Below are 24,067 nucleotides of genomic sequence, written 5' to 3'. Positions count from 1 at the left end.
TTCGGGCGTTCGGACGTACGGGCGGCGCTGAGGGCCGTACCGACCGTCACTCATGTGCACAACCCCGGGGCACGGTTGGCGGACGGACAACGTCCGGTTCGCGGCTGTACGGTCCTCGGCATGACACAGCCTCTGGACGCACAAGAGCTGTTGGAGCGCATCCGCAGGGCTCGGGACTGGGCGGACGCCGAGGTGTCGAACTCACCGGCTCCGGCGGCTGAGTCCCCCGAGTCCCTCACGGTCATGGAGAGCATCGCCTACCGCGCCATCCGCGACACCCTCGACCAGATCCTGACCCCAGGAACCGTGATCACGCCGCCTGAGCAGTGATCCGGCGGTGTATGTCCTCGGACAGGTTCCGCATGGCCGCGCGGAAGACCTCGGCCTGGTGGTCACCGATGAACGCCGTGTGCCCGAAGACCTCCAGTGTGACGAGGCCATGCATGTGCCCCCACGCGCTCAGAAGCAGCGAGGCGGCGGGAGGAGGCAGCGACCCCATCCCGTCGTGCGGCAGGTGTGCGAGATGCGCCCGTAGTGCGGGGGAGAGTTCGGGAGTACGGGCCGCGGCCAGTTGTTCCGTCGTGAACTCGGCGAACAGCTCGTGCTGGAAGAGATTGCTCATCCGGCGGACCGCCATGGTGGTCGGGCCTTCGACGGGAGCTTGGTAGTACCGAAGCGGCGCCCCGTACAGGAGTTGGAACCGTTCGGGGTGGTCGACGGCCCACTGCCTGTACCCCTCGGCCGGTGCCAGTACCCGCGGCTCGGCCGCGTCCCCGGGGACCGCGGCCTGTACGGCGTCGGCGAGATCGTCGTACGCCTTGGTGACGAGCGCAGTGACGAGGTCGTCCCGGCTCGGAAAGTAGTGGTAGAGCGCCTGCACCGTCATGCCGAGACTTCGCGCGACCGCGCGCAGGGACAGCGCGGCGGGCCCGTTCTCGGCGATGTGGGACTCGGCGGCGGTCAGGATCTCGCGCGTGGCGACGGCCCGGCGCCGCTGGCGCAGCGTGAGCGCGTCGCTCGCGGAAGCGGACGTGCCGGTGGAAGCGGACGTGTCTGGGGACATGCGAGGACCGTACGGCGGTCGCATAACAACAACAAAGGGGTTTGGCAGTGTTAAGAAAAGTTCACACTGCTAAAACTTCCTTCCGCTCCGTACTGTCAGGAGCGCGACCAGAGGTGCGGAACCGGGCCGCACCATGAACCACGCCGGACCGAACGCCCACACGCCCCCGCTCATGAAGGAGTCCGAGATGACCACCCAACCCCGGCTCGCGGTCGTGACGGGAACGTCGAGCGGGATCGGCCTGTACACCGACGTGGGCCTGGCGGTCCACAGGAACATACGTGTCGTCGCGGCGACGCGGGGCACCGGCAAGGCAGACGCCCTGCTGGACGGGGCCACGACCCAGGGAGTCCATTTGGGGAGCCGCCAGGCTCATACGGCATGTGTTTCCGCCGGTGTGGGAGGTCGGCGCCGGGCGCACCGTCACCGTCACCGTCACCAGCGACGGTGCGACCCACGGCCGGCCGTTCCTCGACGCGTGCTCCGCCTCGAAGTCCGCACGGGAAGGCTTGACGCAGTCACTTGAGCCGGTCGCCGTCCGTTCCGGGGGCGCGGTCAGCGTGGCCGAACCCCCGTACGTCGCGACGAACGTCACCGCGAACATGGACGAACGTCACCGGGAACATGGACGTCGAGGCGCTCTCCACCCCCGGTGGGACCTACCGCGAACTCAGCGAGGAATCCGGCCGATTCGCCATGGCGGCCATGCCGGTCGCGCAGACACCCCCGGACGACGTGGCGACGGTCGTGGTCGAGGCGGCGACGACCGACGAGCCCCGCTTCCGCCGCGAAACCTCTGAATCGCTTCCGCCGCGAAACCTCTGAATCCTCGGCCGCTTCGGCCGGACTCTCCCTTGCCGACCTGGACGGCACCTACGTCGCCAACGCCCTTGCCGCCTGGCTGCATGGAGCCACTGCGCGAGCGCGCATGCCGCGCCCCCACACGTACCTCATCCGTGTTCCACGGACCATCGTGCGCCCCGCCGTCGCGGCGGCCCGCCCATGAGGGCCGAACAGCACCGGCCGTATACACACCGCACGCAGGACCGCACTCACCCCCGCACGCAACACCGCGCGCGCAACACCCCACATCAGGAGATTCCTATGCCGAACCGCAAGCCGCTCCGTCGCTCGCAGCTCACCCTGGCCGCTCTCGGCGCCGCCGCAACTGTCGCGCTCGTCCTCACGGCCACCGGCACTGCCAACGCGGGCAAGGCGGACAGCGGCGGCAGCGCCGACAAGGCCAACAGCACCCTCAAGGCGGTGCCGAAGGGGCACCACGGCCCCAAGCCGACCGTCGTCCTGGTCCACGGCGCTTTCGCCGAAGGTTCCAGCTGGAACGGTGTGGTCAAGCGGCTGAAGCGGGAGGGCTATCCGGTCATGGCGCCCGCCAACCCGCTGCGCGGTGTCAGCAGTGACGCCGCCTACCTCCGCGATGTACTCGCCGGCATCAAAGGCCCCGTCGTCCTGGCGGGACACTCCTACGGCGGCTCCGTCATCAGCGAGGCCGCCGCAGGCAACAAGAACGTCGAGGCCCTCGTCTACGTCGCCGCCTTCCTCCCCGACAAGGGCGAGAGCGCGTCCGAGCTGTCCGCGAAGTTCCCCGGCAGTACCCTCGGCTCCACGCTCAACGAGGTCCCCACAGCTCTGCCCGACGGCTCGAAGGTGACGGATCTGTACATCGAACAGGGCAAGTTCCACCGCCAGTTCGCCGCCGACGTGTCCCGCTCCACGGCGCAGCAGATGGCGGCCACTCAGCGGCCCGTCACCAGTGCGGCACTTGACGAGGGCGCCGAAGCCGCCGCCTGGAGGACGATCCCGTCCTGGTCCATGATCACCACACAGGACCGCAACATCCCCCTCAAGGCGCAGACCTTCATGGCCGACCGCGCCCACGCCCGCACGGTCAAGATCAACGCGTCCCACGCGGTCACCGTCTCCCACCCCGACGCCGTGGCCCGCCTCATCAACAAGGCAGCCCACTCCACGAACTGACCGCCTGTTGTCCCGAGCCCGCGCCCCGGTCTGCCGCTCACCCCGAACGAGGGAACGACCCGGGGCGGGCTCGGCGTCCCGCTCTCCGGGCTCGACGGCACGGACCCCGTGACGCACCCGCGTTCAACGACCGCAGGCCGAACAGCACACCCGGGCTGCGCTGTTCGGCTCGGCCGGAAGCCTCATGGGGTCACCAGCCGTGCGTCGCTGAGCTGTTTGAGCAGCGCCCGCACATCGGCTGCGACCCGGGCGGGGTCCTGGCCGAAGCGGGCGCTCAGCTCCGCTGAGACGGCGGGCACGGTCCTGCCCTCGGTGAGGAGCTGGACCACGGCCGCACCGGTTCCGTTGAGCATCCAGTAGCGCCCCGTCGTCTCCTGGAGCAGCACCATGCCGCCCTCGGTCCTGGTCGCCGTCACATCGGGTGGGAGTGCGTACGTCATCGGACTCGTACTCCTTGTGCGCTCGGTCGGTCGCTCGCCCCGCGCGGGCCTCCACCGAGCGGGGCCCTGGCCGTACGGCGTCGCCATGCCCATGTTGGGTACCGGGCTCCGACGGCGGCAGGTGTTTCGGGCAGCTCCGAAACGGACGCGGCGCGGCAACGGGGCCGACCGGGCGACCGGCACACGGGCGGGGGCACGCCTCCTCATCCCCTTCGGCCCGCCCTGCCAAGGTGCAGCTGACCTCCACGCCAGAGGTCGGGGACCGAGAGGAACGAGCGGCAGATGGACATCGGCGAAGTTGCCTTCCGAAGCGTTGCCCCTGCGAGTGCTGCCCCGGCGCCTGCCCTTGACCCTGCGTCCGACGGCGAACCGCCGCGCGCTATGACTCCAGGTGTTACGACTCCTCGCGCCACGACTCCCCGCACCCCGGGGTCCTGAGATGCCGGGCGTCCGCGGCATCGACCACGTCGGGGTCACCGTCCCCGACATCGAAACGGCCACTGTCTTCTTCCGCCGTGCGCTGGGCGCTGAAGTCCTCTACGACACGCTCCGCCGCGAGGACGGCCCCCGCACCGGCCCGTCCCTGGAACAGGGGCTGGGCGTTCCGGAAGGCACCGCGCAGGTGGCCGTGCGCATGCTCGCCCTGCCGGACGGCCCGGGACTTGAACTCTTCGAGTTCCGCGCCCCCGGCCAAGGAGGGCCCGTGCCGCCGTCCGGTCTGGGCTGGCAGCACCTGGCCGTGTACGTCGACGATCTCGACGGGGCCCTCGCCCGTGTCGAGGAGGCCGGCGGACTCCCGGTGGGCGGCCCCCGGCCGCTCCCCGGCGTCGAGGCCGGCCCGCGCAACCGGATGACCTACACACGCACGCCCTGGGGCAGCACCCTCGAACTGATCACCTACCCCGACCCCCAGCCGTACGAGGCGTACACGACCCGACGCCGCTGGCGCCCCCTCCGCCCGCAATGACGCGGCTCGGGGGCGGCTCGTACGACGGCACGGGGATGGCTCGCGGGACGGCTCGGGGACGGTGCGCGGAAAAGTGGTCACGGGTGGGTGCCGGAAGGGCGTAGAGTGAGGTTTACCGACGCGGGGTGGAGCAGCTCGGTAGCTCGCTGGGCTCATAACCCAGAGGTCGCAGGTTCAAATCCTGTCCCCGCTACTGTGAACAGGGCCCGGATCCTCAAGGATCCGGGCCCTGTTGCGTGACCGCACCGCACCGCACCGCACCGCACCGCACCGAGGCTGGGCCCGGACCCGGGGCCAGGGCACCGACTCGGACCGGCGCCCCGCCGATCTGAGTACGCGGGCGGGTACCGGCCCGCGAGCAGGCTCCATAGCGTTCGCCACATGGAGAAGACCAGCACCGCTCCCACAGTCCCCGACCCCGACCCCGGCTCCGATTCCGAGCGCCTTCACGCGCGCGGCGGGCGTACCGCCCTGGACTGGGCCGGGCTGGTGCTTCTCGCGGCGGGAGTTCTGGTCCTGGGCGCCTTCGCGGGGCTGTTCGGGCCGTTGCTCGCCGTCGCCTGCGACTCCTGCCAGGACGGCATTCGCGGTCCGCTGCGCTTCGACGCCGCACTGGTCGCCGTCGCCTGGATCGCGGTGCCGCTGACCACGCTGGGAACGGTGATCGGAACGTTCCTCCCCCGGGGCGGCGCCCGCGTGGGCGGTATCGGCGTGGCCGTACTGGTCGCCCTGCTGCTGGTGATGCAAGCTCTGGGCCAGTTCACGGCCTGACCGGGACGGACGCCCGGCGAACGCCGCTTCAGCTGCCCGTACTTGGCGCCGGCCCCCGGGCCTCGGGCCCGGGCTAGCCGCTCGTGGTCTCGTCCGGGTGGAGTGCGTCGAGAATGAGGCTGAGGCCGAAGGTGAACTCGTCGGTGTAGTCGTAGCCGGGCTTGAGAACGTGCTCGGCGGCCAGCTCGGTGAGGTGGGGGTAGGTGTCGGCCGGCATGTCGCGCATGATGGCGCCCGCGACCTCGTCCTGTTCCGCCGCACCTCTGAACGGCAGGCTCAGCTCCTGCAGTACGAAGCCGTACAGGTAGCTGTCGATCAGCGAGACGGCGTGCGCGGTCATCGGCACGGAGAATCCTCCGGCGCGCAACGCTCCGATGACGGCGTCGTGGTGGCGCAGGGTCGCCGGGCCGGGCCGGGAGCGGGAGTCCATGAGGCCGATGGCCCACGGATGGCGCCGGAGGACGGCGCGCGCCGAGTCCGCGCGGTGGCGCATGGCACTCTTCCAGTCCTCCTCGCGCGGTGGCAGCTCGATCTCTCCGAACACCGCGTCCACCATGCCGTCGAGGATGTCCTCCCTGCCCGCCACATGGTGGTAGAGCGACATCGCCTCGACCCTCAGCGGTTCGGCGATGGCCCGCATGGTGAGCGCGGCTGACCCCTTCTCGTCGGCCACCGCCAACGCCGTACGGATCACGCGCTCGCGACTGAGCGGGGTACGCGCCGCAGCGCCGCGCCGGCCCTTGCCTCCCTCACGCATGCACTCCTCCTTCCCTTCTTTCTCGCTCCCCTTGACCGCCTTACAGTATAAGGCTACCTTACGGCATAAGGTAAGCACGCCGGCGAAAGGGCTGCTCCATGGGCACGGATCGCGTGAAGAAGGTCTGCATCGTCGGGGCTTCGGGGAAGCTCGGGCAGTACATGGTTCGGCACGCACTGGAACGCGGCTACGAGGTGGTCGGCGTGTGCCGGGAGCGCAGTGTGGCCAAACTGGCCGCGTTCGAGGGCCGGATGACCGTCGTCCCCGGGCCCACGAACGATCCGGACGTGATCCGGCGGGCGGTCGCCGGGTGCGACGGGGTGCTGACGGTGCTGGTGCCCTGGGGCGTTCAGCAGTACGCGTCGGGCACGGCGCAGGCGGTGCTCGACCACGCACCGCCGGACGCGCGCCTGGTCTTCTCCTGCGGATGGCACATCACGCGCGACGGCAAGGACCAGTACTCGCGGATGTTCACCATGGGCGTCCTCGTCGCCTCCGTACTGGGCAAGCTCGTGCGCGCCGTGGAGATCGGCGACCAGGTGGAGGCGTGCCGCCGGGTGTTCGCCAGCGACACCCGGTGGACCGTGGTGCGCGGCAGCACCCTGGAGGAAGGCGAGAGCCAGGGCCTGCCCGTATGGAGCGGGCACGTGGGCGACCCGGTACTGGCCGGCAACCTGACGCGCCGGGTGGACTTCGCCCTGTTCATGGTGGAAGCACTCACCAACGACACCCTCGTCCAGGAGGCCCCGGCCATTGTCGGCTGCCGAACCCCCAGCGCCCTCGCCCACAACACCGGGCCCCACGACTCCAGCCCTCACAACACCGCCTAACGGTCCGGAGCAGCCCCGCACTTGCCCCTTGCCGCCGGTGGCGGAAGCGCCAGGCCCTCGCCCGGAATGGGCGTAACGGCCCCGCACACATGCCGCACAGGTGCCCCTTTCCGGCGCGACGACTGCGCCCCGGCTCTCCGGGAGGAGAGGCGGGGCGCAGTCACGTGCAGGGCGGGGGAGGCCCTCTTCTGCTCCACGAGGTCATTCGCGTGCTCCACGAGGTCGTTCGCACTCCCCCCGGAGGTCGTTCGCACTCCCCCCGGAGGTCGTTCGCGCTACCCCGCGAGGTCGTTCGCGGCCTCCGCGATCAGGTCGCTGACCGGGACAGGCTGAGAGGCGAGTGAGGCGTGACTGGCGTCGAGTTCGATGGTCTTGCGGGGATTCATCCGCTGGGCCATGCGACGTTCGTTGTCCGGATGGATCATCCGGTCGGCTGCGGAGACCTGATACCAGACGGGCTTGGACCGCCAGGCCGGTGCGGTCACGTTGTCGCCGAAGGCAGGGCTCAGCGGAGCTTTCTGGGTCACCGCCATGACCAGTGCCTCATCGGCGGCCAGGTCCTGGCAGAAACTCTCGTGGAACTTGTCCTGCGCGATCCACAAAAAGCCGTCGGAGTCCGGGGCGATGTTCTCGAACGCCGCCGGCGGCTTCTCTTCGCTGATCTGCCCCGGGCTCTCGTTCGCGTCGGGTGCGAACGCGGCGATGTAGACCAGCCCGGCCACGTTCGGCAGGTCACCGGCCTCGGTGATGACCGCGCCGCCGTAGGAGTGCCCGACGAGCAGCACCGGCCCTTCGATCTGCCTGACCATCTTCCGGGTGCGTTCGGCGTCGTCGGCCAGCGAGGTCAACGGGTTCTCCACCGCCTGCAGCGAAGTGAACCCTCGCTTGCGCAATTCAACGACGACCTTCGCCCAGTGGGCTGCGCCGCCCCAGAAACCGTGCACCAGAACAACTGCGGGCTTGTCCGCCACGGGAAACACCTCTTTGATCAGAGATCCCCCTCAGCCACGGTAAGGGCCGGTCACCCGGGCCGCCACCAGACCCCTCGGCCACCCTGTCCGTCTCAGCGATGCGCACGGCGCCGTGCGCCGACGCGGCCGAGAGCACAGCGCACGGCCTCACCGCAGGACCGGATGGACCCACCGGAGGACCGGAATGTGCGCGCATACGAAAGCCCCACCCGCGCTTTCGCTGGTGAGGCTGTGAGTGTGCCCCCGGCAGGACTCGAACCTGCGGCCAAGTGCTTAGAAGGCACCTGCTCTATCCACTGAGCTACGGGGGCCGGTCTCCGTCGCGGTGGGCGGGCTCGCCCCCAGAGTGACCATGGCGGGGTCAAGGATAGGGGGCCGGGAGGCTCGTCCTGCTCGCTTCACCTCCGCGATGCCATGTGGAGGTTCAGTGAAGCGGTCCCGATAATCGCAGGCGGGTGCGATTTACGCATTGCTTTTGGCGGTGTGCGGTGCGGGTGTTGCTCAGTCGTTATGGGTGCGGCCGGGTTGCAGGTGGGTCATGCGGGGTGAACAGGTCCATTGCCTGGCGAAAGCCACCTTTTTCGCAGGGATCCATCGTGGATAGGCTTCAAAAACGCCTCAAAATTGGGCATTCTGCACATGTGGCGATCTTGGACGTACGGCCCGACCTGCTCGACGCGCTCACCGCACTGCGCGAGCGTGTCGCCGCCGCCCGCTTTCCGCTCCCGCTTCCGGGGGCCGAGCGCGCTCGTCGTTCCCGGGCGGAACTGCTGGCGCAGCTCGACGACTACCTCGTTCCGCGCCTGCGCACCCCCGAGGCCCCGCTGCTCGCGGTGATCGGGGGCTCGACGGGCGCGGGCAAGTCGACGCTCGTGAACTCGCTCGTGGGCCGCAGAGTCAGCGAGGCGGGCGTTCTGCGGCCGACAACACACACGCCGGTGCTGGTCTGTCACCCGGACGACCGCTCGTGGTTCGTGGGCCGACGTGTGCTGCCCCGCCTGGAACGGGTGTGGGTACCCCGCCAGGAGACCAGCCCCGTCGGCACTCCCGGCGGCTCCCCCGAGGCGCCCGGAGCGGGCTCCGGCGCGCACCCGTACCCCGGAGCCCGCTCCTACCCGGGCTCTCCCTCCTCCCCGGACACCCGCCCGTATCCCGGGCCCCACCCGTACTCGCGCCGTCAGGACGGCGGACAGGGACAGGCGCCGGGTCCCCTGACGTACGCGGACACGGACGAGTACGCGTACGCACACGCACACGCACACGCGGTGAACACGGAGGCGGGCAGCGGCCTCGATCTCGGCACCGAGCCCGACCTCGATCTCGATCTCGGCCTCGATCTTGACTCCGGCACCGGCACCTTCACCGGCTCGGGCATCGGTTGCGGCTCCGGTAGTGAGGCCGAGTCCGGTGGGCGCGCGCTCCGGCTGGAGATCGATTCGGGTCTGCCCCGCGGCCTCGCGCTGCTCGACGCTCCCGACATCGACTCCCTGGTTGCCCGCAACCGTGACCTCGCCGCCGAACTGATCTGCGCGGCCGACATCTGGGTCCTGGTCACAACAGCTGCGCGCTACGGGGACGCGGTTCCCTGGCATCTGCTGCGTACGGCCAAGGAGTACGACGTCACTCTCGCCACCGTTCTCGACCGGGTACCCCACCAGGTCGCGGCCGAGGTGGCGGGCCAGTACCGGTTGCTGCTGGAGCGCGAAGGGCTGGGTGAGGTGCCCCGGTTCACGATTCCCGAGCTGCCCGAGTCCGCGGGCGGCTCGGGCCTGCTGCCCGTCTCTGCGGTCGCTGGGCTGCGCGAGTGGCTGGAGCGCAGGGCGAGGACCGTAGAGGCCAGGAGCGAGGCGGCGGGCCGTACGGCTGCCGGCGCGGTCGACTCGCTCCGCTCCCGTATCGCCTCGCTCGCGGGGGCCTCGGCAGCGCAGTACGCGGCGGCGCTGCGTCTCGCCCAGCAAGTGGACGCGGCCTACGAGAGAGCCGGTGAGCGACTACAGGTGCGCATCGCGGACGGCGAACTACTGGCAGGCGATGCCGAGGCGCACTGGCGCGGTTTTCCCCGGGACAGCGGCGGTGAAGAACTCTTCGACGCGTTCACCGAGGGGCTCACCGCGCTCCTCACTGGCGCTGTCGCGGCGGCCGACGAACGGATCGCCACCGTACGGCGCGGCGAACCCGCGCTCGATCTCCCCGTACCGCCCGCGCTGGCGGGCGCGGAGGGGCACGGCCGGATCGGCGTACTCGTACGCAGGTGGCGGCGGTGCGTGGAAGAACTGGCCGACGACGAACTGCGCGCTACAGGTCGCGCCTCCAGCGGTCCCGACGGCGAGACGGAAAGAGTGGCCGGGCTCCTGGCCGCCGCGCTCCTGGGCGGGCGCCGCGCGGAGGGCGCGGAAGCGGCGCTGTCCGCCCTCCTCGGCGAGGAGTCCGCGCGAGCACTACGGGAACGCTGCGCGGAACTGCTGAACGGGTGCGTGGAACGTGTCCTCTACGGGGAGCGCGACAGGCGCCTCGCCCCCCTGGACGCGCTCGACGCGGGCCCGGAACCACAGATGGAACTGGTTGCCGCGTTCTCCCTGCTGAGCAAGGCGGAGGCGGCCCGCACCCTCCAGCCGACGCACAGGGCGCGCGGCCTGGAGAGCGCGCAGAGGGAGAGGTGACCATGGTGGCTTCCACCGATGCCGGACTGTGCACACGGCACAGCGAACCGCATACCGGGCCGAGCGCACCGCCCGTACCGCCCGTCGAAGCCGAAGGAAACAACGCACCGGGCGCGCACTCAGACGATCCGGACACCCAATGGAGCGCCGCACCGCCGCCCCTGAAAAAGGGCGGACCGGTAGACACAGACCCGGCGGCGGCGTACGGAGGCGGGGACGGGGAGCGCGACGCCGAGGACGCCGAGGACGCCGAGGACGCCGTGTGCGAAGCCGGGGACGACGCACGCCCCGACAGCGCGCCGGGCACCTCCCCAGGTGAGGGCGAGACCCGTGGGACCCCCTGGGGCGACGGACTGATTGCCCGTAGAGCGCCGGTGGTCCGGCCCGCGGCGCCCGCTCCCATGTCCGGAAACGCACCACTGACCGAGCGGCGTGCGCAGCATCCGGCGCACCACTACGCAGCCACCATCCCGTGCGCCGAAACCGAGGGCCAAGGAGGAACGAACGTGGGGGAGCGGGCGGACGGGCACGAAGCGGTGGCCCTGGACATCGAAGGGGCCGGGCGGAGCGAGACGGCCGAGCACAGTGGCCCGGCCGAGCGGCCGGAGCGGGTCGGGCGGCCCGAGCGGCCCGAGCGGGAAGCGACTGAGCGGAAGGCCGGGGAGGACGTGCTGCGCCAGCGCCTCGGCGCGCTGCGCGAACTGGTCGGCCTCTCCCGTACGCGGCTCGACGGCGAGGTGCTGGCCGAGGCGGGACGAGTGCTGGACGCGGCAGCCGCACGCCGGGGCCTGCCCCGCGCCTACACGACGGTCGCGCTCGCGGGGGCCACGGGCAGTGGCAAGTCCTCCCTGTTCAACGCCCTGACGGGAGCGCGGTTCTCGGAGGTCGCCATGCGCCGCCCCACCACGGCCGCGCCGGTCTCCTGCACGTGGGAGGCCGCTGGCGCCGACGGGGCCGACGGGCTGCTCGACAGGCTGGGCATTCCGGCTCACGCGCGCCACAGGACCCGCGACGGCGCGCTCAGCGGCCTCGTACTGGTGGACCTGCCCGACCACGACTCCGTGGCGAAGGACCACCGCGAACAGGTCGACCGGATGCTGGAACTGGTCGACGCCGTCGTGTGGGTCGTCGACCCGGAGAAGTACGCCGACGCCGTGCTGCACGAGCAGTACCTGCGGCGGCTGGCAGGACACGCCGAGGTCACCTTCATCGTCCTCAACCAGACCGACCGGCTCACCTCGGACGCCGTCGACGCCGTTCTGGACGACCTGCGGCGGCTGCTGGACGAGGACGGCATGGCACTCGGCGAACACGGCGAGCCGGGCGCCGCCGTCCTCTCCGCTTCCGCGCTCACGGGAGAGGGCGTCGCCCTGCTCCGCGAGGAGTTGGGCGAGTTCGTCACGGCCCAGCGCGCCGCCGTTCTCCGGTTGAACGCCGACCTGGACGGAGCGATGGAACGGCTCCAGCCCGTGTACGCGGACCCCGGTATCGGCGGGGCGCCGGGACTCACCGAACCCGCGCGGGAGGACTTCGAGGACCGCCTCGCCATCGCCGTCGGCGCGGCAGCGGCGGGGCAGGCCGCGGAACGCGCCTGGCTCCGCCAGGCCGGACACGCCTCCGCGACCCCATGGGTACGACTGCTCCGCCGTTACAGCGCCCGCACGGCCCTGTCCAGGAACGACGCCGTACGGGGTGAGGCGGTACGGGATGAGTCGCTACGAAAGGACGCCGTACGGGGGGACGCCACGGGTACGGCGACGGGGGACCGTGCGGCCGTGGACGGTTCGGCGCGGGACCGTTCGGCGGCGGGCGGGGCTTCGTGCACACGGGCCGAAGCGCGCGGAACGGTCTCCCGGGTGGCGAGGCCGCGCGAGAGCCTGCAACATGCCCGCGCGGCACGGCCCGTAGTGGCGCAGGCGGTACGGGAACTGGCGGACGCCGCCGCGTACGGCCTGCCGGACGCCTGGGCGCGGACCGTACGGGAGTCGGCGCGGCGCGGTGCGGCCGGACTGCCGGAGGCGCTGGACGCGGTCATGGAGGTGGGGGCGGTCGGCGCGGGCAGGGGAGAGGGCGCACGGGGCGGACAGGCGGAACGGGCCGCGCACACGGGCCGGGCGGAGGGGCCGGAGGGCGCCGTTCCGGAGCCCGTGCCTCAGCCTGGTTCCGCATCGCGGGACGACGGTGCTGAGCCGGGCGATGCCGCCGGTGCTGACGTTCACGCCGGTGCCGGTGCCGGTGCCGGTGCCGGTGTTGGCGACGCTGACGGTGTGGCGCAGCCTCGGGGCGAGGGCACGCCGCGGGCCCCGCGCGTGCTGCGGCCACCGCGTGCCGCGGGCGCCGCACGTCCGTCGCGCCCACCGCGTCCTCCGTGGTGGACGGCGGCGCGCGTGGGCCAGGGGCTGTTGCTGGGGACGCAGGTGCTGAGCGTGGTGTGGGCGGTGGCCATGGTGGCGTTCGGCGGCGGGAACCTCGGCGGGGCGCTGGCGCCGTGTGCGCTGTTCCTCGCGGCGACGGCGGGCGGACCGCTGCTGGCGTGGGGATGCCGGGCGATGGCGCGCGGGCCTGCGCGGGCCTACGGGCTGGAGGAGGAGCGCAGGCTGCGGAGACTGGCGGCGGGCTGCGGAAGGACGCGGGTGCTGGAGCCGGTGGCCACCGAGTTGATGCGCTACCGCGAGGTGCGCGAACAGTACGCCATCGCTGCCGGAGTGGTGCGGGCGTAGGGGCGTAGTGGCTGGTCAGGTGGTGTGACGGGAGCCGCTGGGACGGTGTCTTCGTCCCGTCGGTGACCGGGGCGGCCGGTCATCCCGGTCACCCACACGAGGGGCCGGGTTGTCCACAACGCTCAGGTAATCCACAGATCTGAGGGCGTTTCCCCGGAGATCCGCTCCCGGCCGCATTCTGGTTCCGAAGGCACGGGAGCCAGGGGGTGGTTGGTATGAACGAGACACATACGACGGTCGCCGGGAATGTGGCGACACCGGTCGACTACCGGACGTCGTCGTCGGGTGTACCGGTGGCGAGGTTCCGGCTCGCCAGTACGGTGCGGCGCTTCGACCGGCAGAGGGGGAATTGGACCGACGCCTTCACCAGCTTCTACACGGTGTGGGCATGGCGCTCGCTGGCCACGAACGTGGCGTCGTCGGTCTCGCGGGGCGAGCCGGTCATCGTGCGGGGGCAGTTGAGGATCCTGGAGGAGGAGCGCGAGGGTAGGCGCCTTCTCGCCGCGGATCTGACGGCCTCGTCGGTCGGGCACGACCTGTCGCGCGGCACGGCCGTCTTCATGCGCGCCGCACGGGCCGGAGGCGAGCCGGTAGTGGCTGGGAGCTGGACGCACGCGACGGGTGCCGCCGACGGGACCGACCCATGGGCGGTGAGCGCGGAGCCGGTCGCCGCCACCGTCGGCAGGGGTCGTGAAGCCGCCACCGGGACCGCACTCGGAACCGCCGCCGGCACGGTCACGGGAGAGGAGGGAGCCTCAGCGGAAGGAGACATTCCAGGTCAGCGGCCCGTGCCGTGATCGTCCCGGTCCGTCGGATTCGGCGATAACGATTCCGATTCGGAACGCGTGGCAGACGGGGTTCCTGGGGACTGAGGTGTGCCTCCGTCTCTACTATCCGTCGCGTACTGACGGGGGGTTAGAGCTTTGCGGCAGGGAGATGGCCACGCGCGGGCCACCCCGGCCAAGAGGGGAAGACCATGACTTCTGTACGCGGGCGGATGACCGGCCGTCTCGCTGCTGTCGCGGCGACCACCGGACTGTGTGCCGCGGGGATGGCGGCGACCGCTGCCCCCGCCGCCGCCGGCGGTGCGCCAGGCGAGGGCGTGTCCGGGCAGCGGGGCGGAGCCAGCGCCACGCTCGACGGGCTCAGGACCCATGACCAGGCGGTGATCCGCACGGGCAGCGAGAGACAGGAGATCAGCGCGGGACTCTTCGAGATGACGGTCGAGGGTGGCGGCACCCTGCAGACCTACGGCGTCGACATGCTCAACCCCATACAGGAGCAGGCGCGTTACGAGGAAGGAGAGTGGAAGTCCTCGTCCCTGTACGGCAACCGGAACGCGGGCAAGATCCGCTGGGTCCTCGAACACTCCTACCCCCGCATGAACGACCTCCAGGCCCTCGCCGAGGCGGCGGGCGCCAAGCGGCTCACCCCGCAGACCGCGGCTGCGGGGACCCAGGTCGCGATATGGCGGTTCTCCGAAGAGGGGCCGGACGCCCGGGCAGGTGCCGGCAGGGCAGGTGCGGGGGCAGGCACCGGCGCGGACGCCGCACACAAGGGCAGTGCGCGGGAGCATGTACGGATCACCGCCAGTGACCCGGCGGCCCAGAAGCTCGCCGACCATCTGGTGAAGGCGGCCAAGCGGATGTCCGAGCCGAAGGCGTCGCTCACCCTCGAACCGGCTGAGGTCTCCGGCAGGAACGGTGAACGGCCCGGTCCCGTCACGGTCCGGACCAACGCGCCCGCCGTCAGCCTCGCGCCCGACCCGCACGCCACCTCCCAGGGCGTGCGTGTCGTGGACAAGAAGGGCGAGCCGGTCGACTCCGCCGTCAACGGCACCGAGCTGTACTTCCAGCTGCCCGAGGACATCGACCCGGGAACGGCTTCGCTGACGGCGGAGGCGGCGACGAAGATCCCGGTCGGGCGGGTGTTCACCGGGTCGGGCGGCCGGGGCAAGAGCCAGACCCAGGTCCTCGCCGGATCGAGCCAGTCGACCGTCTCCTCGGCGGCGGCGGTCAACTGGGCCGAGGGCGGACCCGTACCGGCCACCACGGCCGAGGAGAACTGCGCGAAGGGGGGCGTGGACATCACCGTGGACAACAGCGGGGACGCCCCGTTCCCGCTCCGGGTGGGCGGTCAGAAGGACGAGGTCGAGCAAGGCGACAAGGGGACGCTCACGGTGCCGGTCAAGGAGGACCAGCCCTACCGGATACCGGTCACGGGACCGAACGGATACGAGCGGACCTTCAGCGGAGTTCTCGACTGCGCCACCTCGGCAGCCGCGGGCGGGCTGGACCAGCGGAGCGCACCGGCGCGCGCCGAGCGTCCCGCCACGGTCGGTGGCGGAAGCGGTGGCGGGGACACGGTCATGGGCGGCAGCCAGGACCTCGCGCAGACCGGCGGAAGCAACGCTCCACTGTTCGCGGCCGTGGCCGCCGCGTTCGTGGCGATAGGCGGCGCTGTCCTGACCGTCGTACGCCGGCGTTCCTGAGGGAATCCGGCGGAGTTCGTCGCGGGGGTCAGGGAACCCGTTTCCGCGCGTGGCACCGTGTGCGGCAAGATGGGGTGCGTATGCCTTACGCGGCATGGCCGTGCCTCGATCCGCGCGGCGGTGCCGCCCCTCGACCTCGCGGCGCCTGCCGCAACACGACCAGCGCGGCCTGGCCGCATGTGAATACCTACAGATTGCCGGACGGTTCCTCTTGGCTGAGTACATCTACACCATGCGCAAGACGCGCAAGGCGCACGGCGACAAGGTGATCCTCGACGACGTCACCCTGAGCTTCCTGCCCGGCGCGAAGATCGGTGTCGTGGGTCCCAACGGCGCCGGCAAGTCGACCGTGCTCAAGATCATGGCCGGGCTGGAGCATCCGTCCAACGGCGACGCGATGCTCGCACCCGGGTACAGCGTGGGCATCCTGCTGCAGGAGCCGCCGCTGGACGAGTCGAAGACGGTGCTGGAGAACGTTCAGGACGGTGTCCTGGAGACCAAGCAGCAGCTCGACAGGTTCAACGCGATCGCCGAGCAGATGGCGACCGAGTACACCGACGAGCTGATGGAGGAGATGGGCAAGCTTCAGGAGAAGCTCGACCACTCCAACGCGTGGGACCTGGACGCTCAGCTGGAGCAGGCCATGGACGCGCTCGGCTGCCCGCCCGGTGACTGGCCGGTCACCAACCTCTCCGGCGGTGAGAAGCGCCGCGTCGCGCTGTGCAAGCTGCTGCTGGAGCAGCCCGACCTGCTGCTGCTCGACGAGCCCACCAACCACCTGGACGCCGAGTCCGTGCAGTGGCTGGAGCAGCACCTGGCGAAGTACCCCGGCACCGTCGTCGCCATCACCCACGACAGGTACTTCCTGGACAACGTCGCGGGCTGGATCCTGGAGCTGGACCGGGGCCGTGCCATCGGCTACGAGGGCAACTACTCCACGTACCTGGAGAAGAAGCAGTCGCGGCTCAAGGTGGAGGGCGCGAAGGACGCCAAGCGGCAAAAGCGCCTCAAGGACGAGCTGGAGTGGGTCCGCTCCAACGCGAAGGGGCGGCAGGCCAAGTCCCGGGCACGTCTGACCCGTTACGAGGAGATGGCAGCCGAGGCGGAGAAGACGCGGAAGCTCGACTTCGAGGAGATCCAGATCCCGCCGGGTCCGCGACTGGGCAACATCGTCGTGGACGTCCAGAACCTCAGCAAGGCGTTCGGCGACAAGGTCCTCATCGACGACCTGTCCTTCACGCTGCCCCGTAACGGCATCGTGGGCGTCATCGGTCCGAACGGTGCGGGCAAGACCACGCTGTTCAAGATGATCCAGGGCTTCGAGGACGCGGACTCCGGTTCGATCAAGGTCGGCGACACGGTCAAGATCTCCTACGTCGACCAGAGCCGCTCGAACATCGACCCGAAGAAGACGCTGTGGGCCGTCGTCTCCGACGAGCTGGACTACATCAACGTCGGCCAGGTGGAGATGCCCTCGCGCGCCTACGTGAGCGCGTTCGGCTTCAAGGGCCCGGACCAGCAGAAGCCGGCCGGTGTGCTCTCCGGCGGTGAGCGCAACCGTCTCAACCTCGCGCTCACCCTCAAGCAGGGCGGCAACCTGCTGCTCCTCGACGAGCCGACGAACGACCTCGACGTGGAGACGCTCTCCTCGCTGGAGAACGCACTGCTCGAATTCCCGGGCTGCGCCGTGGTCGTCTCCCACGACCGCTGGTTCCTCGACCGCGTGGCGACGCACATTCTCGCCTACGAGGGCGAGAGCAAGTGGTTCTGGTTCGAGGGCAACTACGAGTCGTACGAGAAGAACAAGGTCGAGCGGCTGGGTGCCGACGCGGCACGCCCGCACCGGGCGACGTACAAGAAGCTCACCCGGAGCTGAGTGCGTGCGCCACAGCTATCAGTGCCCCCTGCGCTGGTCGGACATGGATGCCTTCGGGCATGTCAACAACGCGGTCTACCTCCGTTATCTGGAGGAGGCACGGATCGACTTCATGACACGGCCGGCGCGGGAGGCCGACTCGGACAGCTTCACGGGCGGGACCGTCGTTGCGCGCCATGAGATCGACTACCTGCGCCCGCTGGTGCACCAGCACAACCCTGTGACCGTGGAGTTGTGGGTGACGAAGCTCAACGCGGCCTCGGTCACGTTCGCCTACGAGATCAGGGAAACCGCGGTGCCCGGGGCGGACGTCAGGCCGTATGTGCGGGCCAAGACCGTCGTGGTGCCGTACAACCTGAAGGAGGAGCGTCCCCGGCGGCTGACCGGCGGGGAACGGGCCTTCCTGGAGAGGTACTTCGATGACAGCCACCGTGGCTAGGGAACTGGTCTTCGCGGACCCCGGCGAGTCGGCGGGGCTCGCCGCCTTCCTCGGGCGGCTGCTGCGCTGGGAGAAGAGCGCCGCCGTCCGTATCCAGGCGGGCGACGGCGTGGCGGGGGTGTTCGCCAAGCCCGCGCGGTTCGAGGTGCTGGCCGTGCGCACCGGCAGGCTGCTGGAGCCCGCCGAGCTGGATGTGACCGTCTCGGCGGGGGAGTTGCTGGAGCGCGTCGACGAGAAGCGCGAGGCCGTCGGGGTGCCGTCGGAGGTGACAGGGCCCTCGTGGGCGGGGCTGCTGCCGCCGCGCGCCGGGTGGCACGAGTACGCCAAGGCGCCCGTGGAGGCGATCGGTTCGGTGGCTGCCGCCGCCGTCGGCGAGTTCAAGGAGCGTGCCGAGCGGCTGGGGCCCGACAAGCGGGGCCGTGAGGCGCTGGACGCGCTCGCCGAGGAGATCTGGTCCAGGCCGCTGGGCCGTACGGGCCTGCCGCTGCGTGCCGCGCACGCTGCGCACGCGCTCGGGTTCCTGCGCGGCAAGGGGCCGGTGAGCCTGCTGGAGGCGGGTGCCTGGCTGCGGCTGCGTACGCCTTACGGTTCCGTGGCCGTCCGGCGCGGGGGCTCCGGTTCGGGCGCGGGTGGGCTCAGCGTCACGCCGGTTTGATGTAGCCGGCGGTGTATCCGTCACGAAGGCCCCGGGCACGTTCGTTCCTGTGCCCGGGGCCTTCGTGTGCGCTTGTACCCGGCCTTTGGTGCGCGCTTGCGCCCGCCCTTTCGTCGTCGCCCGGGTGCCAGGTACGGCCAGGGGTGCGAGGGCGGCGCCCGGTTCGGCGACCGTGTCCTGTTCACGCGCCGTGCGGCGCGCATCCCTCAACCGCAGGGGAGAGCGAGGGGGTTGCCGGGTCGGCCGGTCTGGTCAGTCCGCGGAGTTGATCATGGATCCGGCGGCGTAGATCAGGTAGTCCCAGAGCTGTGTTTCCAGCTCGGTGGGCAGCTCCAGGCTCTCAACGGCGACCCGCATGTGCTTCAGCCAGGCGTCGTGGGCTTCCTGGTCGACCTTGAAGGGCGCGTGCCGCATGCGCAGCCGGGGGTGGCCGCGCTGGTCGCTGTAGGTGCGGGGTCCACCCCAGTACTGCATCAGGAAGAGCGCGAAGCGTTCTTCGGCTGGGCCGAGGTCCTCCTCGGGGTACATCGGCCGCAACACGGGGTCTTCTGCGACTCCCTGGTAGAAGCGGTGCACGAGTCGACGGAACGTCTCCTCGCCGCCGACCTGCTCGTAGAAGGTCTGCGTCTGCAAGCTGCCGCGCGGAATCTCCATCACCTCTCCATGGTCTCAGACGCCCCGGAGGAGACCCCTGGACCTAGGACCACACCCCGGGGCCCGGCCCCGGCACGCCCGCCCACAGGGCACCCCGCATGCGTCACCGCCCCTCGCCGCCCACAGGGCACCGCGCATGCGTCACCGAACCGAGCCACGGGGGACCGCCTACGCCGCGTCCCAGCGGAAGATCCGGGAGGCGAGGGCCGTCAGGACGGCGGCGAACAGCAGCAGGCCGCCCATGGTGGGAAGCGCGGCTCCCCAGCTCTCGCCGCGCGACAGTACGTCCTGCATCGCCTCGGAGAGATGTTTGAGCGGCATGAAGTCACTGATGGCGCGCACCCACGACGGCGTTCCGTCGAGCGGGAAGAAGGCACCGGACAGGAACGCCATGGGCAGGACGATGATCTGCGCCAGCCCGTTGGCGGCCTCCTCCGTCTTCGCCCACGAGCCGACGAGCAGGCCGATCGACATGAAGGCCAGCGTTCCGCAGGCGACCAGTGGCAGGCTCAGCCACCAGTGACCGGTCAACTCCAGCCCGTAGTAGGGCAGGGAGGCGATCCCGAGGAAGATCGCTGTTTGCGCGAAGGCCGTGGCGAGGTTGACGCCCACCCGTGCGCCGACCACGGCGGCCGGGCTCACGGGGGCCAGCCACAGCCTGCGCAGAATCCGCTTCTTGCGCCAGCTGACGAGGTTGAACGCCGAGCCGAAGACGCCGCCCATCGCCACGGCCCAGCCCAGCAGCCCCGGGGTGAGGAACTGGATGGGTTTGGTCGACTGGTCGGCCAGAGTGGCCGTCTTCAGACGGAAGGCGGGCGGCTGCCCGGTGACGCGCTGGTTGGCCTGCTGCACGATGGAGTTCAGGACGCCGCGCACATTGCCGGCGCGCACCTCGTCGGCCGCCGAGTAGCGCAGCTCGATCCTGCCCCCGCGTTCGAAGACGGCCGCGTCGGTGTCGCCCTTGCGTACCTTCGTCAGCGCCTCATCCCGCGCCTCCGCCGAACCGTCGGTCTTCTCGATCTTCAGTACCTCGCGCAGCTCCTCCCGCTCCTTGGCGGGGATGCCGTCGAGCACCTTGACGTCGCCGACCTGCACGATCTTCGCCTGATCGGTACTGGTGTCCTTGAAGAGCGCGCCGAAGAGCACCAGGAACATCAGCGGGAAGATCAGGATGAAGAACACGGCCGAGCGGTCGCGCAGCAGCCCGCGCGTCATCGCGGCCGACAGACTGAGGAAAGGTCTCACTCTCTGTACTCCCGCCCCGTGAGCTGAAGGAAGACGTCCTCCAGGGTGCTGACTCCCAGCTCCTGCACCAGGTCCTGCGGCGGCCCCACCCGTAGCACCTTGCCGTTGTCCATGACGGCCACCCGGTCGCAGAGGGTCTCGGCCTCGTCCATGTAGTGCGTCGTGAGCACCACCGTGCGGCCCTCGGAGTTGATCTTCCGCAGCAGGTCCCACAGGTTGCGGCGGGCCTGCGGGTCCAGCCCTGTGGTCGGCTCGTCCAGGAAGACCAGCTCCGGGTCGTGCACCAGCGCGCAGGCGATCGACAGGCGCTGTGCCTGGCCACCGGAGAGCTTGTCCTCGCGGGTGCCTGCCTTGTCGGTGAGGCCGACGGTCTCCAGCATGTTGTCGGCGCGGGAGGCGGGGATGTCGTAGAGCGCGGCGAAGGTGTGTATCTGCTCGCGCGCCGTCAGCCGCTCGAAGAAGGCCGACGCCTGGAGCTGTACGCCGATACGGCGCAGCAGGCCCCGGTCGCGGGGCCAGGAGGGCAGGCCGAGGATCTGCGCCGTGCCCTCGTCGGGTTCGCGGAGCCCTTCGACGATCTCCATCGTGGTCGTCTTGCCCGCGCCGTTCGGACCGAGGATCCCGTAGAACTCACCGTGCTCCACCTCGAAGGAGACCCCGTCGACGGCCTGCGTCTCCCCGTACCGCTTGCGCAGTCCCTCGGCTCTGATCGCGTTCTCTGGCATGGGCGGAGGCTAACGCCGGAGTTTCCCCTTCCGGTCTCGCGTGATCAGATATTTGCCCGCACATTGGGAACATGGCTGCTTCGTCTGGTCCCGGCCACCAGCTCGTGCGGGAGATGGTCGCCGGAGGAGGGCTCCGTGACCCCGCCTGGCGCGCTGCCTTCGAGGAGGTGCCGCGCGAGCTGTTCGTGCCGTTCTTCTACTCGGCCGTGCCCGGTGGCGACTACGAGCGGCTCTGGCGCGACGACCCCGACCCGGGGCGCCGCGCGCGCTGGCGTGAGGGCGTCTACACCGATCAGCCACTGGCCACCCGCATGCGCGACGGTGAGCTGCTCTCCTCCAGCAGCCAGCCCTCGCTGATGGCCCTCATGCTGGAGTACCTGGACGTGCGCGACGGTATGGACGTGCTGGAGATCGGCACAGGGCCGGGCTACAACGCGGCGCTGCTCAGCCACCGGCTCGGCGACTCGCACGTCACCACCGTCGACCTCGACCCCGACATCACCGACGCGGCGCGCTCGCACCTCGCTGCCGCGGGACACCGGCCACGGGTGATCACGGGCGACGGTGCGCGCGGCTGCCCCGCGCACGCGCCGTACGACCGCGTCATCGCCACGTGTGCGGTGCCGGAGGTACCCCGCGCGTGGATCGCGCAGTGCTCTCCCGGCGCGCTGGTCCTCACCCCGCTGGCGACGGGGCTGCTGGCGCTGCGGACCGACCAGGACGGGTGTGCGCAGGGCCACTTCACGCGTACACCGGCGTTCTTCGTCTCCCTGCGCGGTACGGGAGGGGTGCGGCCCGCGCCTCCCGTACCGCGCGGTGTGCCCCGGCGGGCACTGCGTGACGACGCCTTCCGCTTCCTGCTCACCCTCACGGGTGGACAGTTGGAGCCCTCCGAGGCGTTCTCGCTGTGGGAGGCGGAAGGCCGCCCGGGGCGCGAGCGGTACGGCGTGACGGTGCGGGACGGCAGGCAGTGGGCCTGGCTCGACGACCCGGAGGGCCCGTACACCTGGCTGCTGGACGAGGGGGGCGGGGCCGGCGAGGGTACGCGGGGAACCGCAGGCGAGCGGGGTGCGTGAGAGAAGAACGAAAGGTTGTGCGGTGACCGTTCGTGCCATGGCCGGTCCCCGGTTATCCACAGGCCCGCGCGGACAGCGCCGTCTCCGGGCAGAATGAGCGGCCGGACACGCACCGCGTTCCGGGCAGGCTTCGCGTTCTGGTCGCCGCATTTTCTTGTCCCGATCCGAACAAGATCCCGGTCAAGTCACTGTGGTGGCCGGTCCCTCCGGCCATACTGCTGGCCGAGGCACTGCCCTGGCGTGACAGCGTGCGAGCACAGGGCAGCGTCCCTGCCAGCGACCGAGGGGGAGGTCTCCAGCCGTGACACAGCCGCCGAGCGCGCCACCGGCGCCGCCTGCGCCACCGCCCGCGCCAGCGCCAGCGCCCGTACGGGGTTCGGGCCCGGGCCCGGGCGATGTCCACGGGATGCCGCAGCCCGGCGGTTCGCGGCGCACCGCGTGGTCCGAGGGCGTGCACCGAATACGAGCCGCTGCCACGACCGAGCCCGGCCGCCTGCGCTCGATCGGTGCCGTACTGGCCGCGCTTCTGGTGCTGTTCGGCGCGGTGACCGCGTGGCAGGTCGCCGACCGCAAGGACTCCGCCGTCGCCGTCGTCGACCACAGCCAGCCGCTCAGCGCCGACGCGGCGCGCGTCTACCGTTCGCTGGCCGACGCCAACACCTCGGCGGCCAGCGGCTTCCTGGCCGGTGGCGACGAGCCGCGCGCGGTGCGTCAGCGGTACGAGAAGGACATCCGCGATTCCGCCGAGCTGCTGGCCACGGCGGCGGCCAACTCCGACAACTCCCGTAGCGCGCAGCGCCAGATCGCCATACTCAACCGCGGACTGCCCGTCTATACGGGCCTGGTCGAGTCGGCACGCGCCAACAACCGCCAGGGCCTGCCGCTGGGCGGTGCCTATCTGCGGTACGCGGACGACAAGATGCGCGGCGAACTGCTGCCCGCGGCACGCAAGCTCTACACGGCGGAGACCGCGCGCCTGGACAGCGACTACGGCGACGCGAAGTCGTGGCCCTTCCTGGCCATCGGCGTCGGCGTCCTGGCGCTCGGCGCGCTCGGCTGGGCGCAGCGCCGCAACTACCGCCGTACCAACAGGGTGTTCAACCAAGGGCTGCTGGGTGCGACGGCCGCGACCGTCGCCGTCCTGGTGTGGCTGGTCGGCGGGCACGCGCTCGCGCGCTCCGGGCTGGGCGAGTCGGAGGAGACGGGCGCACGTTCGCTCCAGGCGCTCAACGAGACGTGGATCAGCGCGCTGCAGGCACGCGGCGACGAGAACATGACGCTGGTGGCACGCGGCGGCGGCGCGGCGTACGAGGACAGCTACAAGAAGCAGATGGCAGCGGTCACGGGGAGCGGCAAGGCAGGTGGGCTCGCGCACGCGCTCTCTCTCGCGGACGACCCCGCGGGACGCTCCGCCGTGCAGGCGGCCGAGAAATCGGTCACCACGTGGAAGGAACGTCACGCCGAAGCCCGCGGCAAGGACAACGGCGGAAACTACGACGAGGCCGTCGACATGGTGATCGGGGCGGAGAAGAGTACGGGCGAGAGCTTCGACAAGGTCGACGACAGCCTCGACAAGGCGAGCGGGCACGAGCAGGGGCAGTTCGAGTCCGCTGCGAACGACGGGCTCGGCTGGTTCAGCGGCCTCTCCATCGGCGCGATGGTGCTGGCCGTGCTCGGAGCGGCAGCCGCTGTGCTCGGCATCGGACGCAGGCTCGCGGAGTACAGGTGAGGG

22 protein-coding genes and 2 tRNA genes are annotated in these 24,067 nt (G+C 70.8%); 16 read left to right on the top strand and 8 right to left on the bottom strand.

Going from position 1 to position 24,067, the window contains the following annotated elements:
- Positions 1-120: 120 nt before the first annotated feature.
- Positions 121-330, top strand: coding sequence for a hypothetical protein (locus NMN56_RS32725; RefSeq protein ID WP_274043906.1), 210 nt, complete (start codon positions 121-123; stop codon positions 328-330).
- On the opposite strand, the gene NMN56_RS32720 is transcribed toward NMN56_RS32725, so the two are convergent.
- Positions 311-1,063: a TetR/AcrR family transcriptional regulator gene (locus NMN56_RS32720; RefSeq protein ID WP_274043907.1), complete on the bottom strand. Its 753-nt coding sequence runs from the start codon at positions 1,061-1,063 to the stop codon at positions 311-313. The genes NMN56_RS32725 and NMN56_RS32720 overlap by 20 nt on opposite strands.
- 624 nt (positions 1,064-1,687) lie before the next feature.
- Here NMN56_RS32720 and NMN56_RS32715 point away from each other — a divergent pair.
- Together NMN56_RS32715 and NMN56_RS32710 are read left to right on the top strand one after the other, a co-directional pair.
- Entirely contained in the window at positions 1,688-1,888 is a 201-nt protein-coding gene (locus NMN56_RS32715) for a hypothetical protein (protein WP_274043909.1), read from the top strand.
- A gap of 279 nt (positions 1,889-2,167) precedes the next feature.
- A complete protein-coding gene (locus NMN56_RS32710; RefSeq protein ID WP_274043910.1) occupies positions 2,168-3,058 on the top strand; it encodes an alpha/beta hydrolase in 891 nt (296 codons plus the stop codon).
- 182 nt (positions 3,059-3,240) lie between these two features.
- On the opposite strand, the gene NMN56_RS32705 is transcribed toward NMN56_RS32710, so the two are convergent.
- Positions 3,241-3,498 carry a lasso peptide biosynthesis PqqD family chaperone gene (locus NMN56_RS32705; protein WP_274043911.1) on the bottom strand — a complete coding sequence of 86 codons (258 nt, stop codon included), beginning with the start codon at positions 3,496-3,498 and terminating at the stop codon, positions 3,241-3,243.
- A 439-nt stretch (positions 3,499-3,937) separates the two neighbouring features.
- On the opposite strand from NMN56_RS32705, the gene NMN56_RS32700 reads away from it, so the two are divergent.
- From NMN56_RS32700 to NMN56_RS32690, 3 genes are all read left to right on the top strand, one after another.
- Positions 3,938-4,465, top strand: a complete 528-nt coding sequence (locus tag NMN56_RS32700) for a VOC family protein (protein ID WP_274043912.1) — start codon at positions 3,938-3,940, stop codon at positions 4,463-4,465.
- Positions 4,466-4,584: 119 nt separating this feature from the next.
- Positions 4,585-4,658, top strand: a tRNA-Met gene (locus tag NMN56_RS32695).
- A 188-nt stretch (positions 4,659-4,846) separates the two neighbouring features.
- Positions 4,847-5,236, top strand: coding sequence for a hypothetical protein (locus NMN56_RS32690; RefSeq protein WP_274043913.1), 390 nt, complete (start codon positions 4,847-4,849; stop codon positions 5,234-5,236).
- A gap of 73 nt (positions 5,237-5,309) precedes the next feature.
- Here the strand turns inward: NMN56_RS32690 and NMN56_RS32685 are convergent, their stop codons facing one another.
- Positions 5,310-5,993 carry a TetR/AcrR family transcriptional regulator gene (locus NMN56_RS32685; protein WP_274043914.1) on the bottom strand — a complete coding sequence of 228 codons (684 nt, stop codon included), beginning with the start codon at positions 5,991-5,993 and terminating at the stop codon, positions 5,310-5,312.
- Positions 5,994-6,091: 98 nt separating this feature from the next.
- Between NMN56_RS32685 and NMN56_RS32680 the strand changes: the two genes are divergently transcribed.
- The gene (locus tag NMN56_RS32680) at positions 6,092-6,823 is read left to right on the top strand and encodes an NAD(P)-dependent oxidoreductase (protein WP_274043915.1); all 732 of its coding nucleotides are present in this window, start codon (positions 6,092-6,094) and stop codon (positions 6,821-6,823) included.
- A gap of 275 nt (positions 6,824-7,098) precedes the next feature.
- On the opposite strand, the gene NMN56_RS32675 is transcribed toward NMN56_RS32680, so the two are convergent.
- Both NMN56_RS32675 and NMN56_RS32670 read right to left on the bottom strand, forming a co-directional pair.
- The gene (locus NMN56_RS32675) at positions 7,099-7,794 is read right to left on the bottom strand and encodes an alpha/beta hydrolase (RefSeq protein ID WP_274043916.1); all 696 of its coding nucleotides are present in this window, start codon (positions 7,792-7,794) and stop codon (positions 7,099-7,101) included.
- A 238-nt stretch (positions 7,795-8,032) separates the two neighbouring features.
- Positions 8,033-8,105, bottom strand: a tRNA-Arg gene (locus NMN56_RS32670).
- Between the two features lie 339 nt (positions 8,106-8,444).
- Here NMN56_RS32670 and NMN56_RS32665 point away from each other — a divergent pair.
- The 7 genes from NMN56_RS32665 to NMN56_RS32635 all read left to right on the top strand — a co-directional run bounded on the left by NMN56_RS32665 (position 8,445) and on the right by NMN56_RS32635 (position 18,635).
- Positions 8,445-10,454 carry a GTPase domain-containing protein gene (locus NMN56_RS32665; RefSeq protein WP_274043995.1) on the top strand — a complete coding sequence of 670 codons (2,010 nt, stop codon included), beginning with the start codon at positions 8,445-8,447 and terminating at the stop codon, positions 10,452-10,454.
- A gap of 2 nt (positions 10,455-10,456) precedes the next feature.
- Positions 10,457-13,174 carry a GTPase gene (locus tag NMN56_RS32660; protein ID WP_430542769.1) on the top strand — a complete coding sequence of 906 codons (2,718 nt, stop codon included), beginning with the start codon at positions 10,457-10,459 and terminating at the stop codon, positions 13,172-13,174.
- A 215-nt stretch (positions 13,175-13,389) separates the two neighbouring features.
- The gene (locus NMN56_RS32655; RefSeq protein WP_274043917.1) at positions 13,390-13,971 is read left to right on the top strand and encodes a single-stranded DNA-binding protein; all 582 of its coding nucleotides are present in this window, start codon (positions 13,390-13,392) and stop codon (positions 13,969-13,971) included.
- A 179-nt stretch (positions 13,972-14,150) separates the two neighbouring features.
- Positions 14,151-15,665: a TQXA domain-containing protein gene (locus NMN56_RS32650; protein WP_274043918.1), complete on the top strand. Its 1,515-nt coding sequence runs from the start codon at positions 14,151-14,153 to the stop codon at positions 15,663-15,665.
- A 211-nt stretch (positions 15,666-15,876) separates the two neighbouring features.
- Positions 15,877-17,541, top strand: a complete 1,665-nt coding sequence (gene ettA / locus NMN56_RS32645) for an energy-dependent translational throttle protein EttA (RefSeq protein WP_274043997.1) — start codon at positions 15,877-15,879, stop codon at positions 17,539-17,541.
- Between the two features lie 4 nt (positions 17,542-17,545).
- Positions 17,546-17,980: an acyl-CoA thioesterase gene (locus NMN56_RS32640; protein WP_274043920.1), complete on the top strand. Its 435-nt coding sequence runs from the start codon at positions 17,546-17,548 to the stop codon at positions 17,978-17,980.
- Complete coding sequence (locus tag NMN56_RS32635; protein WP_274043921.1) at positions 17,961-18,635, top strand: DUF8185 domain-containing protein; 675 nt, start codon at positions 17,961-17,963, stop codon at positions 18,633-18,635. The genes NMN56_RS32640 and NMN56_RS32635 overlap by 20 nt, the downstream gene beginning before the upstream one ends.
- A 252-nt stretch (positions 18,636-18,887) precedes the next feature.
- Here the strand turns inward: NMN56_RS32635 and NMN56_RS32630 are convergent, their stop codons facing one another.
- The 3 genes from NMN56_RS32630 to NMN56_RS32620 all read right to left on the bottom strand — a co-directional run bounded on the left by NMN56_RS32630 (position 18,888) and on the right by NMN56_RS32620 (position 21,259).
- Positions 18,888-19,289 carry a globin gene (locus NMN56_RS32630; protein ID WP_274043922.1) on the bottom strand — a complete coding sequence of 134 codons (402 nt, stop codon included), beginning with the start codon at positions 19,287-19,289 and terminating at the stop codon, positions 18,888-18,890.
- 168 nt (positions 19,290-19,457) lie between these two features.
- Positions 19,458-20,534, bottom strand: a complete 1,077-nt coding sequence (locus tag NMN56_RS32625; RefSeq protein WP_274043923.1) for an ABC transporter permease — start codon at positions 20,532-20,534, stop codon at positions 19,458-19,460.
- Positions 20,531-21,259: an ABC transporter ATP-binding protein gene (locus NMN56_RS32620; RefSeq protein WP_274043924.1), complete on the bottom strand. Its 729-nt coding sequence runs from the start codon at positions 21,257-21,259 to the stop codon at positions 20,531-20,533. Before NMN56_RS32620 ends, NMN56_RS32625 begins: the two co-directional genes overlap by 4 nt.
- 71 nt (positions 21,260-21,330) lie before the next feature.
- On the opposite strand from NMN56_RS32620, the gene NMN56_RS32615 reads away from it, so the two are divergent.
- A complete protein-coding gene (locus NMN56_RS32615) occupies positions 21,331-22,335 on the top strand; it encodes a methyltransferase domain-containing protein (RefSeq protein WP_274043925.1) in 1,005 nt (334 codons plus the stop codon).
- Positions 22,336-22,786: 451 nt separating this feature from the next.
- On the top strand, positions 22,787-24,064 hold the full coding sequence (locus tag NMN56_RS32610) for a hypothetical protein (RefSeq protein WP_274043926.1): 1,278 nt from the start codon (positions 22,787-22,789) through the stop codon (positions 24,062-24,064).
- The last annotated feature ends 3 nt before the right edge of the window (positions 24,065-24,067 follow it).

The organism is Streptomyces iconiensis (assembly GCF_028657195.3).
Lineage (GTDB): Bacteria > Actinomycetota > Actinomycetes > Streptomycetales > Streptomycetaceae > Streptomyces > Streptomyces iconiensis.
This window is presented reverse-complemented; position numbering and strand designations above follow the sequence as displayed.